The sequence below is a fragment of the Brevibacillus brevis genome (assembly GCF_001039275.2).
In the GTDB taxonomy this organism is placed as follows: Bacteria; Bacillota; Bacilli; order Brevibacillales; family Brevibacillaceae; genus Brevibacillus; species Brevibacillus brevis_C.
In genome coordinates, this window is record NZ_CP030117.1 from 4,961,007 (window position 1) to 4,975,503 (window position 14,497).

Annotated in this window: 10 protein-coding genes; 5 read left to right on the forward strand and 5 right to left on the reverse strand. The window is 45.9% G+C overall.

Annotated features, from left to right (window positions below; genetic code table 11):
- Nucleotide 1 precedes the first annotated feature (1 nt).
- The 4 genes from AB432_RS23985 to adhP all read right to left on the reverse strand — a co-directional run bounded on the left by AB432_RS23985 (nt 2) and on the right by adhP (nt 7,546).
- Nucleotides 2-5,125 (reverse strand): polymorphic toxin-type HINT domain-containing protein, encoded by a 5,124-nt coding sequence (locus AB432_RS23985; RefSeq protein ID WP_053079624.1) that lies wholly within the window; start codon nt 5,123-5,125, stop codon nt 2-4.
- Between the two features lie 197 nt (nt 5,126-5,322).
- A complete protein-coding gene (locus AB432_RS23990) occupies nt 5,323-5,829 on the reverse strand; it encodes a hypothetical protein (protein ID WP_048034419.1) in 507 nt (168 codons plus the stop codon).
- A gap of 13 nt (nt 5,830-5,842) precedes the next feature.
- Nucleotides 5,843-6,250 carry a hypothetical protein gene (locus AB432_RS23995; protein WP_048034420.1) on the reverse strand — a complete coding sequence of 136 codons (408 nt, stop codon included), beginning with the start codon at nt 6,248-6,250 and terminating at the stop codon, nt 5,843-5,845.
- A gap of 282 nt (nt 6,251-6,532) precedes the next feature.
- Nucleotides 6,533-7,546: an alcohol dehydrogenase AdhP gene (gene adhP, locus AB432_RS24000; RefSeq protein WP_048034421.1), complete on the reverse strand. Its 1,014-nt coding sequence runs from the start codon at nt 7,544-7,546 to the stop codon at nt 6,533-6,535.
- Nucleotides 7,547-7,806: 260 nt separating this feature from the next.
- Here adhP and AB432_RS24005 point away from each other — a divergent pair, with 260 nt between their 5' ends.
- Genes AB432_RS24005 through AB432_RS24025 form a run of 5 tightly spaced genes read left to right on the forward strand, consistent with a single transcriptional unit; the run spans nt 7,807 to nt 13,542 of the window.
- A complete protein-coding gene (locus tag AB432_RS24005) occupies nt 7,807-8,955 on the forward strand; it encodes an iron-containing alcohol dehydrogenase (RefSeq protein WP_048034422.1) in 1,149 nt (382 codons plus the stop codon).
- Between the two features lie 10 nt (nt 8,956-8,965).
- Nucleotides 8,966-10,279: a sensor histidine kinase gene (locus AB432_RS24010; protein WP_048034423.1), complete on the forward strand. Its 1,314-nt coding sequence runs from the start codon at nt 8,966-8,968 to the stop codon at nt 10,277-10,279.
- On the forward strand, nt 10,248-11,684 hold the full coding sequence (locus AB432_RS24015) for a sigma-54-dependent transcriptional regulator (RefSeq protein ID WP_048034424.1): 1,437 nt from the start codon (nt 10,248-10,250) through the stop codon (nt 11,682-11,684). Before AB432_RS24010 ends, AB432_RS24015 begins: the two co-directional genes overlap by 32 nt.
- Nucleotides 11,685-11,719: 35 nt before the next feature.
- Nucleotides 11,720-12,955, forward strand: coding sequence for a benzoate/H(+) symporter BenE family transporter (locus AB432_RS24020; RefSeq protein ID WP_048034425.1), 1,236 nt, complete (start codon nt 11,720-11,722; stop codon nt 12,953-12,955).
- Between the two features lie 26 nt (nt 12,956-12,981).
- Nucleotides 12,982-13,542, forward strand: a complete 561-nt coding sequence (locus tag AB432_RS24025) for a hypothetical protein (protein ID WP_048034426.1) — start codon at nt 12,982-12,984, stop codon at nt 13,540-13,542.
- Nucleotides 13,543-13,593: 51 nt separating this feature from the next.
- On the opposite strand, the gene AB432_RS24030 is transcribed toward AB432_RS24025, so the two are convergent.
- Nucleotides 13,594-14,469, reverse strand: coding sequence for an SDR family oxidoreductase (locus tag AB432_RS24030; protein ID WP_048034427.1), 876 nt, complete (start codon nt 14,467-14,469; stop codon nt 13,594-13,596).
- Nucleotides 14,470-14,497 lie beyond the last annotated feature (28 nt).

The following is a 14,497-nucleotide window of genomic DNA, read 5'->3' on the forward strand; positions in this document are numbered from 1 at the left end:
TTTACTTTTCAATATCATCCCATTCGCAATTACCGATATTATGAACCCATATTCCTAAGTCAGTCACAAAGTACGTGTTGAAATCCTCAACTGTAAAATTGTATACCTTGACTTTTTCATCATGTTTGACTACATTGATTTTTTCTATTTTTAAGGTATTCCCGTTACTTTGTTTTAACAGATCACCAACCTGTAGATCTACAGCAAGAACCCATTGTCTTCCTTCGACCCAGAACGGATGATTAGCGGTTGTTTCAATGATCTGGTTTCCAACACTCAATTCGTAGATGTATTCTTTTTTGTTTCGATGTAGATGTGTAACTTTCTTGTAAGCAATCTCACCTGTCTTCTCATCTTTTGAAAGAACTTTATCTCCGACCACAATGTCTTCAATATTCTTTTCTCCGTCTTCCATTAATACCTTTGTTCCTGCTGTAAAGCAATTGCATTCGAATAGTTCATCTATAGTCTTAGCTGCTTTTTTGACTAGCTTTCCGCCAATCTTTGTTAAACGGAACGCTGGAACGAGTGCGGCACCGGTTTCATATATGACAATATCTCCAGAAAATAGGAACTGGGCATAGAGTCCGTACTTATCTTTTCCGGTTGCTCTTCCGCTGTTAATGTAATGAACTAACTGGTTCGTTAATTCCCCTTGCTCTTTAAGTATCTCTCCTCCTCCAACGTTAACATTGAGTGAAACGTGCGTACTTCTGTTGAGAACTGCTTCAAAGGCAATTACAGACATCAAGAATTCTTCATCATACCTACCCGTAATAGGACCATCGTAGAACATCATAGCCTTTAATTTCTCTTGCGATTTACGGATGGTTTCACTAGATATGCTGCTATTGTAGTTAGAGATTAGGTACTGGACATCATATTCTTCAGTTGGGATTGTATTTACTACACTAATCGGTAAAGTAATTGGATACTTTGGTGCATCAGAAGCCACGATCTTGATAAAGTATACGTCGGTTGGAGCCCATTGGCCGGGGTTCACTTTTGTATAGCGGCCATTCCAAGTAAATGTTTGATACGTAGCCTCTAGGTTAGTTCTAGTCTCCTCATATACGACTGTATTCTGCCTTAGAACTTGAATTTTGACACTTTGATGGGGATTAGAAAATCTCCATTGCACTGTTAACGATTTTTCAAAGCCTGGCGTGGTATCCAGGGCGAAATTACTGGAAATTCGTTTTGGATCATGAAAGCCTGCCTGATAACTGCCACCTATCTCCGGCGATAATGTGGATATATCCGATCTAGTAAGTATTTTTTGGTCTTTATTCCAAACAACTTTTGCATAGTAGGTTCCAGATGTCTCAGTCACAAATAACGTATTTTGCTCATCCGCATGGAATGTTTGGAGCATATTACCGTGGGAGTCTTCCAATATTAACATGTTATTTGTGACATAAAGGTTCATGTAAGCCATTTCTTTTGCTGTGAGAACGAAGTAATCAACGTCATAACGGGATGATAATCGATCCGTGTATATTTCATTCCAGTTAGCTGGAATGGCTCCTTCTCTTGTGCTATCAGCATCCACAGCTTCAACCGTAATGCGCGTATTCAAGCTGTCATTATGAGAGCTTAGTTTCAAATAGTAACTAGTGCCTGCGCTCACATTATATTCGAGCTTTGAGAAGAGATCTCCATATGGACCATCCGGAACGTTATCGTTCTCTGCCAATAATGTTGTAAATGAATCATCAGAATATAATTGAAGGTACGTATCGTTTTCGGGTCCTTCATTCTTATATGGACTGGTAAAAAATCGATAGTTCCCAGAAGCTAAAGGAGTAAATTTGTAGTACAAACTCTTACCAGAGTTGGCTGTTACATCAATAGACTCATTTTCTTTCAAGATTTCAATATTTACAGGGTCTGGATTAGGAGATGGCGATGTTGAGGGGGGCTGCCATGGTTCTACCCCTTCTATATTGATCGTAACCACATCACCAGGATCTTTATACTGATCGGTTATCCGAATAAAATATATCCCCGAGCTCAAGGGAGTATAAGTAAGAGTATCGGCCGAAGAAGATACAATTTTCGAACCATTTGGATCATCATAAAGTGTTAGTGATCCTGTCCAACTGAGTCCTTTTTGCACTATTTTAATAGTTTGATTTGCTTGTGCCTTTACAATGTACCAAATGTCTTTAGATGAGCCAAAACTATCTGTCTGAGGGCCTGGTAATGATACTGGTATGGATACGAGCCATTCATACTTATTTTCTCCACCACTTCCTCCAGTTAGCATCTTGATATAATACGTTCCGCTTGTCTCGATTCTTATATCCATACGTGAAGTAGTATCGGATAGGATTTCTTTCTTTGCACTATCGTACAAGACCCAGCCTTTAATCTGAGAGGAACCTGTCCCCCAAAGATGATAATTGAATCCTGCTTTTAATTCCGTCCGAAAGAAGATGCTATCATTACTCGGAGTGGAAAAAGTAGCAGTCGTTCCTTTTGCCCACTCCAAAGAAACTGAATGCGCTTGGTTAAGATCAGATCCATCACCAGCTGTGATAGAAAATGTCTTTCCGCTACTCCCCGAAATTACTATAAAATAGGTACTCGTTTCCGTAGGGATAAAAGTAAGAGTGTCTGCAGAAACCGTTTTTATAGCAGGTTTGTTCGGATCATCGTATAAGTACTTACCAGTACCAAAACCACTCAAGCCTGGCGTATAAACTCTTAAGGTATGATTCGCTTTTGCTTTCACTTGATACCATATTTTCTTTTCAGGCCCAATCGTATAGCTTTGAGGTGTAGATACGGAAAGTGGGATAGATTTAAGAATATAGTATTGGTGCTCCCCAGCATTCTCGCCGGTTAACAATTTAATGTAGTATGTTCCACTTGTATCAACCTTGATATCAGCACGTGCAGTAGTACCAGTTAAAATCTCTCGTTGTTTGCTATCGTACAAGACCCAGCCTTTAGCTGACAGGTCTCCCCAAATGTGATAGTTAAATCCCTCTGTCAACTCCGCAGTAAAGTATATACTGTCGTTTCCAGGACCCGAGATTTTCCCTATATTCTTCTTGTCGTCTTTATCAAAAACGATTGCATATGCTTGCTCAAAGCTAGATCCGTCACCAGCAGAGATCGTAATTTTTTGTCCACTGTTGCCCTTTATTTTAATATAGTAAGTACCGCTGGTTTTGGGTGTATATGTTAAGATATTCTTTGTTGTGTAAGCTAATGATGATTGAGTTGGATCACTGTAAATGTCTTTAGAAGTCCCACTCCCCTGAAGATCTGGTGTAAATACGCTAAGCGTATGACCCTCTTGTAACGTTATAGAATACCAGTTATAGCCTGAAGCTCCGATCGTGTCTTCGACAGGACCAGGTGTTCTTAATGGTTTGATCTCCTCAGGAAGAACGGAATTCCATGCATTCTTTTGTGAGGTAATTTCTATCTCATTCGAGAGAAGCATTTCACCGTTTTCAGTCATACCAGTTACTACATAGTATCTAGATTCATCAACATTTTGAGCAGAGGCATGATCTACATAGGAGGTTTGCACTAGTTTTGAAATTATCTCTTCATAACTTTTGGAATTGCTACTGCGCATTTTTACGCTATAACTCGTAATTTTATCTTCCGTATTCCAACGAAGAACATTCCCATTCATTGTTGGAGTTACATCAAGATGAATACGTTCTTGAAGATCTGCTACATCAATTTCAATATCTACCATCTTATCTTCATAATAAGCACTAATTAGTGTTGTACCTACAGCATGTGCTGTTATCTTGCCCTGACTAACACTAATAATCGTTTCATCTTTTACCTTCCACAGAGCTTCGTTTGTAACGTCTTTCATTGTGCCATCTGGATTTTGAAGCTCAACGGTTACTTGTTTTTCACCACCTACATGTAAAGCTACTTTATGAAGAGAAGGAATTAATGTAGGTTCATCCTGATGTATCTGTACAGTAGTTACATTTGATAAAGTTTGTGATCCATCAGTGCCAAGCCCAATAATTCTATACTCATGAGTGGCTCCCTTTTGTAATGAGGTATCCTTATAATTTGTTGCCCACAATTCATCCGTTATTTGTTCGAAGTCTTCATTACCAACTCGACGTTGTACAATATACTTTGAGTTTTCTGACCATTCACTCCAAGTCAATTGGATTTCTTCGTCTTCTTGTTGCGCACTAAGGTGAATAGATTCATCGGTACCAACAGATACTTCCAGTGGGATTTCTTTTTGATTGTAAAATCCGATGATCCTCGTTTTCCCTGCATTCATTGCTTCTATCTTTTCGTTGGTTATCGAAACTATACTCTCATCTTCGACTTTCCATTTTATCTTGGTGCTTACATCTCTAGTCGTACCATCTGTAAACTTCGCAATGATTTCTATTGATTTGGATTCACCGATTTGAAGGTCAAGGCTAGTAGAATCAGTTTCTAATGTAAAGTCATTCTGTCTTTTTTTTATTTTGATTTTTACTGGCTTTGAAACAACGGTATCTCCATTAGATAAGTGTGCTTCAACCCAATAGTAATAGGTTGTACCAGGTTTAACTGTATCATCAGAAAAAGTGTTCTTCTTCAGATCAGCCGCAAGAACTTCGTATTTTCTCTTATTTTCTCCTCGCTTCACTGTATAACTAGCAGCATCCATATCTCCCCAACTTAAAATGGCGATTCCTTCATTTTCACTTGCCTTAATCTCTAGATTCTCCGGGTTAGGTGATACTTGAACTGGAATTTTTAATTCTTGTTCTCCATACTGAACAGTTACCAAAGTTGAACCAATAGCTGTTGCTGAAAACTGTCCGTCTTTAATCGATACAATGCCTTTCTTTTCTGGGGTCCAAGAGACCTCTTGAGTTACATCGCTACTGTTGCTATAAGAGTCACTGAAGATACGAACGTTTCTCGATTCCCCGACTCGTAATTCCACTTTTTCATGAGATGCGAATAATGATTTTACTTTTTGATCAACCTTCTTTTCTTCAGAACTTGGGAGATTCACCTCTTGTAAACTAGACGCAGACACTCTTTGCACCGCATTTGGAAGATAGCTTGTTGGGACTGAAACTGTTAATAATAGAACGAAAGCTAAAAATAATCTTAGGTACTTCTTCAAAAAAACGCCTCCATTATCCCTGTTTTTTACATAACGCATAAATTCTAGATTATATATCCATGTTTTTACATAGGTCTTTTTTCTGGTTTTTTACAAATTATTGCAGGATACTAAGAAAAAATGAAAGGCTATCCCTTGGCCATAATTAGCCTTATGAGATAGCCGTACTACGTTGCTTCACTTCACTTATTCATTTATTATTTTGCTTCTTTAGTGATTACCCATTGTTGGCTATCCTCGTCTAATTCAAACTCAGCAAGGATAAGATCCCCATTCCCTTCTTCTTGTAAGTAAGCCATTTTTCCAAAAGTAAGGTCCTCATTGACTAACAAGACAGGTATAGTATCTCCTTCCTGTATAATCGGATCTAAGATCTGCTCTTGAACATCTATAAATGAAGTAGACACTTCTCTAGAGTATTTCTCTTTTAATTGCTCTTCTATTAAGTTGCTATGTAAATACGAAACATAGATCCACTCTTTGCCCTCGTCATCCACTACGGTATCAAGAGCAGAAAAACTAGAAGTATCGTTCTTCATGAATGAAGAATTAGCAGATCGTATTCCCAGTTTATCTAAAGTTTCACTCTGATATTTTTGTGAGGAATCTGTTAATTGAGGAATTCCTTTATCCGCCAATACATTAGGACCAATCATAACTAAAAAAACAAGTCCAATGCACAAAGGTATCATTTTCTTCATCATTTAATTTTCCCTCCTATTTCTTCTTTTTCCAACTAGCTGCACTAGTCTCAGATAAGTAAGAGCCATCAAGAGTATAAACTTTGTGAACCGTTTTTACTTCTGCTTCCGTTGTACCCGGTCTAGTATAGTATGATGTCTTAGTCCAAGCGTCTCTACCAGTGTCACTTTCCGTTTCAGATGTGATATAAGTCCCATTTTTATAAAACTTAGAGGAAGTCGTTACTTTTCTTAAATCTGGACCAGTACCTTTCGTGTAACCACTAAGAAAAACATTCCCAGGATCTGCTTTTGAGTCAACAGCATACGAATAAAAGTCTTCAAAGTCCCAAACATAATCCGGTCTAGCGAGAATAGTGCCTCCACCAACAACTAGTCCGAGGATAGTTGTTATAGAAAAAACAACTCTGCTCATCTTACTCAAATTACATCAACCTCCAAATATTGTAAAAATATAATTTCACAATATTTCCCATTTGTCAATTTTTATCAAAAAGGGTCTTAGTTTTATCAAATTTTGAACATCAGTGTGGGAATAGCACATAGTAGTCACCTATATTGGGTCGGTGGATGAATAATGGATTGGCTACTTCCCCATCAGGTGAAAACCACTACCAAGCCACTTCCATTCATACAAATAAAAAGCTGTCGCCCAGCCCATGCTTACGAAAAGCATAGCCCGACAACAGCTTCACCTATCCTTCCATTACTCCATCGTCAAAACAACCCGCCCATTGATTTGTCCTTTTTCCAAACGCTCCAACACTTCGTTGATCTGATCCAGCGGCTGCGTCTCGATGATCGCGCGAACCTTGCCACGTGCTGCAAAATCAAGTGCTTCTTGCATATCCTTGCGCGTCCCCACGATGGAGCCTTTCACCGTCACGCCATTCAGCACCGTGTCAAAAATCGGGATCGGCAGCTCTGCATTTGGCAATCCAACAACGACAAGAGAACCACCGCGTCGAACGGATTTATAGGCTTGTTCAAACGCCTTCTTGGTGACTGCCACGCTGATCGCCCCGTGGACACCGCCCACCTGCTCCTGAATGGCTTGTACCGGATCAACCTCGCTGCCGTTTACTGTCACATCTGCCCCCAGTTCTTTTGCCAAATCCAGCTTTTCCTTGTGAATATCGACCGCTACGACGTTGTACCCCATCGCCTTGGCATATTGGAGAGCCACATGTCCCAAGCCGCCGATGCCGTAGATCGCTACCCATTCACCCGGCTTCACGTTTGCTACCTTCAATGCTTTATACGTGGTTACCCCTGCGCACAGAATCGGCGCTGCTTCCACATCGCCCAGCTCATCAGGAATACGTGCCACGTAAGCAGCAGGTGCTACGCAATATTCCGCATAGGCGCCGTCAGCCGAATAGCCCCCATTTAACTGCTGCATGCACAGTGTCTCCCACCCAGTCAGGCAGTAGTCGCATTCGCCGCAAGCGGAGAAGAGCCACGGAATTCCTACCCGATCACCCACTTTCAGCGAGGTAACGCCTTCCCCCAGCTTTTCGACAACACCTACGCCCTCATGCCCAGGAATCAAAGGCAGCTTTGGCTTCACAGGCCAATCCCCATGTGCCGCATGCAGGTCCGTATGGCAGACACCGCACGTCTTGATTTTTACCAGAACCTCACCGTGTCCGACATGTGGAATCGCGACTTCCTTTACTTCCAGCTTTTGATGGAACTCGTTGACTACTGCTGCTTTCATCTTGACCTTCCTCCTCTTTTTACCCCTTCAGGCATGTGCGCAAAGGGCAGGTGTTCTTCCCGCCTTCTACTAATTGCAAGCAGTATGCCAACATGAAAGCGCTTAAAAATCCAATCATCTGACCGCTTCCTTTCTTCGCAGCAGCCGATATGGCGGCACATGAGCCGAAAAAACGGCCCACTTGCCAACCTTTTGGCCGAAAAAGGGTATTCATCCTTGCCTGCGGTATTACTACGTAGTAGAAAAAGGGGGGCGAACGCATGCAAATATCCAAGTTCATGACACCGGAAATTATTTTCGGGAACCAGTCTCTCGGACAGGTAGGGGAAAGCTTGCGCCGATTGGGAGCTTCTCGCGTCTTTCTTGTCAGTGATCCAGGGGTGGCAAACGCAGGCTGGATCGAGCGGATCATCTCTTACTTGCAGCAGCAAAAACTCGATTACCATTTATGGACCAACGTGACAGCCAATCCGAAAGATTACGAGATTCATGCCGGGATTGCTGAATATCGCGCCAAGGAATGCAATGCCATTCTCGGTGTAGGTGGAGGCAGTGCCATCGATGCAGCCAAGGCAATCGCGCTGTTGGCTACCAACGAGGGCAGCATCGTCCAATACGAAGGCGTCGACAATATCCAACATCCCCTTCCTCCCATGGTGATGGTACCGACGACAGCCGGATCCGGTTCGGAGGTTTCGCAATTTTCCATCATTGTAGACAGTGCACGCAAGGTGAAGATGGCGATCATCTCCAAGTCGCTCATACCCGATATCGCCATCATCGATCCGCAAACCTTGATGACCAAGGACAAGCTGCTCACTGCCAATACAGGCATAGATGTGTTGACACATGCCATTGAATCGTATATTTCGCTCGCCGCAACACCGCTTACCGAGGTGCATTCGCTGCAAGCCATGCGTCTCATCGCCAAGCATTTGCGCCCCTCTGTCGCCAGTCAATACAATACCGAGGCCAAGCAAGCGATGGCCATGGCGAGTCTTCAAGCCGGGATCGCTTTTTCCAACGCCATACTCGGTGCTGTGCATGCCATGTCCCATCAGCTCGGGGGTTTCCTCGACGCTCCGCATGGCGAGGTGAATGCCATTCTGCTCCCCCACGTACTCGAGTACAACTACATCGCGGCACCGGAAAAATACAGGCAAATCGCAGAATGTCTCGGTGAAAACACGGCGGGCTTGAGCACACATGCCGCCTCTCGTCTCACACTCAAAGCAGTCAAGGAGCTGGTAAGCGATCTCGAGGTGCCCCAATCGTTGTCGGCCATCGGGCTGCATCCAGAGCAAATCGACCTGCTCAGTTCTCTCGCCGTACTGGACGTGTGCATGACGACCAATCCCCGCGACATGACCGTCCACGATGTCGCGACGTTGTTTCGCCAAGCCTTGTAGGAGGTTCGCCATGCATACCAAACAAGAAATTTTGGAAAAATTGACCGGGATTCAATCCTCGCGAAAAAGCTATTACAGTGAGCTCGTCTATCTAATCGAGGAGATGAAAAAGAAAAACAAGCAGCTCGCCGTCATAAACCAGCTCACACAAATCCAAATCAACGCCACCTGGCAACAAACCACCAGTTATATCGCTGCACAGCTCTCGCAAATTCTTGTGTTCGAGCATTTTGCCTTGACTATCGTGAAGGGAGGCATGCTCTCCTCCTATCTTGCCAAGTGGACTGACGGAGATTGGCAGTGCCATACGCTGACACAGACCGTTTCTGTGGAAGCCCCTGTGCTCACCGGGCAGGTGCATCTTACCCTTGCCGAAGTGCTGCCTGAGCATCACGCCACCTCTGTTCCGTTGCGCAGTCAGTTGAATCAGAGCTTTGGTTTTTTGACGCTCTTACGCCAAACAAAGCAGCTAGCAGATCGGGACGAAGCCGAATTGATCCAGCTCGTCGCCAGCCATGTCGGCGTCGTCGTAGAAAACAGCCTGCTTTTTCAAGACGTGAATGAAAAGATCAAAATCGAAGCCCAACTGATTCAATCCGCAAAAATGGCGGCGATTGGCGAGATGGCTGCCGGCATTGCCCATGAGCTGAACAGTCCGCTCACGGCCATCCTCGGAAACTCTCAATTGCTCATGCGCGAGATGACAGATGCCCCAGAGGCTCCCTTGATGAAAGACATCTATCAATGCGGGGTGCGCTGCAAAAAGATCATTCAAAACCTGCTCACCTTCTCGCGGCAGGAAGAATACTTGTTTTCCACCACCTCTATTGACGAGGTCGTAGAGGACGTACTGGGGCTGATTGGCTACCAGCTATCTGTTTCCGGCTTGACCATAACCCGGGAAATGTCCGAGCCTCCTCTGCTGTTTCATGGAAGTCGTCATCAGATCGAGCAAATTGTGATCAATCTCCTGTTAAATGCACGAGACGCTGTGGCAGGCGGGGAATCACCACTCATTGTCATCCGTTCCTTCCTCGTACAAGAGGAGAATAGCTCTTACGTGGGCTTATCCGTCTACGATAACGGCACAGGCATTTGTGAAGAACAGCTTTCGCAAATTTTTCAGCCCTTCTTCTCGACGAAGGAACGGACAAAAGGGACAGGTCTCGGGCTTTCCGTCAGTCTTGGAATTGCAGAAGCGCACGGCGGGAAGCTGTATGCCGAAAGCGTGGAGGGAGAGTACAGCAAGTTTACGATGCTTTTGCCACTGTTAGCTGACGAGGAGGACAACGATGGAGAAAAAACGGATTTTGATCGTGGATGATGAAACAGAAGTGACTACCTTTTTCACCTATTTCCTCAAGAAAAAAGACTGCGATATCGTCGTCGCCAATTCTGGCAAGGATGTGGAACGGCTGCTTCACTCGGATTCTGCCGGCTTTCACGCTGCACTTGTGGACCTGAAGCTGCCAGATGCCGACGGATTGACGCTGCTCAAACAGATCAAGGCAGTATTTCCCGCCTGCGAAGTCTTGATCATGACAGGCTACAGTACGATTAAATCGGCTGTGACAGCAATGCAATGGGGCGCGCGCGATTACTTGGAGAAGCCGTTCGACGATCTGGACAGTCTGGAGCAAGTCATCGACGCAGTGCTCTCTTCTTCCAGCAAACAAAGCGATCACCTATCCCAAGAAGCCGCCCAATATGGTATCGTGTATTCATCTGACAGTCCGATGGCCAATGTATGCGCAATTGCCAAAAAATTAGCAAAAAAGGCGATCCATGTGCTTATTGAAGGCGAAACAGGTACTGGCAAGGAGCTGATGGCCCGTTTTCTCCACGGAGCGAGCAATCGCGCCCAGCAGCCTTTTGTTGCTTTTAACTGCGGGGCGGTGCCGGAATCCTTGCTGGAAAGTGAGCTATTCGGCTATGAAAAGGGTGCTTTTACCGGAGCGCTCAAATCTCGCAAAGGCTTGTTCGAGCTGGCACATAACGGAACGCTGTTTCTTGACGAGATCGGGGAGGCTCCCCCTTCCATTCAAGTGAAGCTCTTGCGTACGTTAGAGACGGGAGAGTTCATGCGGGTCGGTGGCGAACAGATCGGTCAGAGCAATATTCGCTTTATTTCTGCCACCAACCGCGATCTGGAGCATGAAGTCGGGATGAATCGTTTCCGCAGTGACCTGTTGTATCGTCTGGAGGGGATCAAGCTGTCGATTCCTCCTCTTCGCGAACGGATTTCGGATATCCCCACAATCGCGCACTACTACCTGCAAAAGCGCAGTGGAGAGCCATGCGAAATCGATCAGGATGCCATCGAGCTTTTGCAGCGCTATGATTGGCCGGGCAACGTCCGCCAACTGATCAACGTACTGAATCAAACCATCGCGTTGCACGAATGCGAACGACTGCGTGCCGAGCATTTGCCAGCGAATTTGCGAAGCCGCACAGTACAGGTGCATCCATCCACTGCCCCCAAACGAATAGAACAAGTCATCGATCACGAATGCGAGCGCTTTGTCGATACGATCAGCCGCCTTGTCACCTCTGTAGACGGGATCGACTTCGATTATTTGATCAAGCGGGTTAAACAGCTCGAAGGCGAGATCGGGCGAACGATTATCGAAAAGGGCTTGACCGAAACGAATGGAAACAGGCAGCTTTTAAGCAAAAAATTAAACATCACCAAACGGACGATTCGTTACATTTTGAACGAAAAAGCATAACGTCTGCATTGGCGCATCTAGGAGGCATTCACGTCGTGGTTCCCGAAAAACCTTTCTCGACCTTGAAAAAAATCCCTGCTGACTTCTCTCTATCTGCCGTTATTGTTGGACTCATCGCCACGATGGTCTCCTATGCAGGACCATTGCTGATCGTCTTTCAAGCTGCCAAAGGTGCCGGACTCAGCGATGCAGTCCTCGCCTCTTGGATTTGGGCCATCTCGATTGGGAGCGGCTTGACGTGCATTGTGCTCAGCATCTGGTTTCGCACCCCGATCATCACGGCTTGGTCGACGCCGGGGGCAGTTCTGTTAGTCACCAGCTTGACAGTATACTCCTTCCCCGACGCGATTGGCGCGTATATTTTTTCAGCCGTGGTCATTACGCTCGTCGGTGTTTCCGGTTTGTTTTCCGTCTTGATGAAATACGTCCCGCAGTCGATTACGACCGCCATGCTCGCGGGGATTCTCCTGTCTTTTGGCGTAGAAGTCTTTGTCTCCATGCAGCACCTGCCCGCCTTGGCTCTGCCGATGATCTTTTGCTATCTGTTCGCCAAACGCTGGTCACCACGGTATGCTGTCGTGCTTACGCTTTTGGTCGGCTTGGTTGTCGCCTTTCTTTTGGGACGTTTGCAAATGGACAATGTCCAGATGTCCCTCGTCCAGCCCGTCTTTACGATGCCGACGTTCTCTCTCGATACGATCATCGGCCTGGGGATTCCATTGTGCATCGTCGCGCTTGCCTCTCAGAACGCCCCAGGAATTAGCGTCTTAAAAGCAGACGGGTACGATACACCTGCTGGACCACTCGTTACGACTACTGGCATCGCGTCGCTTTTGCTCGCTCCTTTTGGTTCACCAGGCATCAATCTCGCGGCAATTACGGCGGCGATTTGCACGGGAAAAGAAGCTCATCCGGATCATACCAAGCGCTACATTGCCGGAATTGCCTGCGGGGGCTTTTACTTACTCTTCGGGATGTTTGGCGCTACGATGGCTTCGGTGTTCGCTGCTTTGCCCAAAGAGTTGATCGCCGTCATTGCGGGCTTGGCTCTGTTTGCCTCGCTCAGTTCCAGCCTCGCACAGGCGATGAGCGAAGCGAAGGAACGCGAATGCGCCTTGGTTACGTTTCTCGTGACGATTTCCGGCATCTCCATTGGCGGAATCGGTGCTGCTTTCTGGGGCTTGATTGCGGGGGTAGTCACCCATCTGATTTTGAATGGCAATGTGAAAAGCTGGTTTGTGAAAAAGAAGAATACGCAGCCGTTGGCATAGCTGCCTGAACATGAGGAGAGAGTCCCGTGAAAAAATGGTTTGGTGTCATCACTCTTTCAGCTTTCCTTTTAATGGCCGGCTCTGCTTGCACGACGAAGGAATCCACACACTCCTCAAGTGGTTTTGCGCTATCGAAAACTTTTTCATCCACAGAAGAAATCACCCAAGACGCCATGGTTATTTTGAAAGGCACCGTTCCCAAAGTATACAAAGAAGAAAAAACCGAATTTCTCGTACTCTACGTGTATGAAGTAGCCGTCGACAACGTGTATCAAAACCTCACCGAGCACCCGATTGAGGCGGGGGATACAATCAAGCTGTATCGCATCGTAGGTTTTCAACCTGCTAAAGATAAAGAGATCGCTCCGATTACGGATCATAAGCAGACTGAAATTCCAGAAGGTGAGTATCTTCTGTTTCTCAACGGAGGTTATGTTGAAGAGGCTGGTCAAGTGAGATGGTTTCCAAACACTCCTAATCAGTTATTTAAAGCGACCGGTGGGGACAGCGGCACAGAGTATAAGAACGTGTTTGTGTCAGACGAGATTCCCTCTATTACGGAAGAGGATGTACTGGATGCAATCTAAGAAACGGCTCCTCGAATGAATCTGAGGAGCCGTTTTGTCTGTTCCCTGAAACTAGCGGTAAAACCCTTGTTCCTCGGCGTAATGTCCCCAATGCGGGCGACTGCCGTCTCGATCCGTAAAAGGATACTCGTCCGACAAGCCCCATGTACTGACCGTTTTCCCTGTTTTTTCTGCGACAGCCGGGTCCGAAGCCAGCGCAACCACTGCCCGACCGATGTACGTAGGTGTTTCCGACATAATGAAGTGCTTATCTTGCTTCACTGCCTCTCTCCACGTCTCTTCTGTCACGCCAAAAAGATCGAGCATCGTTTCAGAGCGCAGGAAGCCCGGTGTTAAAGCCAACGCGGTAACCCCATGTGAGCGCAGGTCCTCTGCCATCGACGCAGCGAGATGAATCGTCGAGATTTTTGCCAAGCTGTAGTACAGATTGCCGCGGTACCGATAGTCGATTCCGTCTGTAATCTCGATGATCAGCCCTTTTTTCTGCGCCACCATGAGTGGAACCGCATAGTGACTGGTGATCATATGCGTCCGAATGGCTCGCTCTTGCATCAAAAGGCCGTCTGCCAATGGCTGCTCCCAGAACGGCGTCCCCCAGTGAGTCAACGGATCTCCGCCCCAGATGTCATTGACCAAAAGATCGAGCTGTCCATTTTGCTCCGCTTTTACTCGCTCAAAGAACGCTTTAACCTCTTCTTCCTGCGTATGATCGACTCGCACAGCGATACCGATTCCGCCGCTTGCCGTCACGAGCTCTGCTGTCTCTTCAATCGTCTCCTGTCGCGCCATATCAGAGTGCTGACCACGCACCGTACGTCCCGTCACATATACCGTCGCCCCTGCTTCTCCCAGACTGACGGCAATCCCCCGTCCTGCTCCTCTTGTGCCGCCTGCTACCACCGCTACTTTGCCTTGTAATGGTTTCATTTGTAATGCCTCCTTCTCGATTCATGCA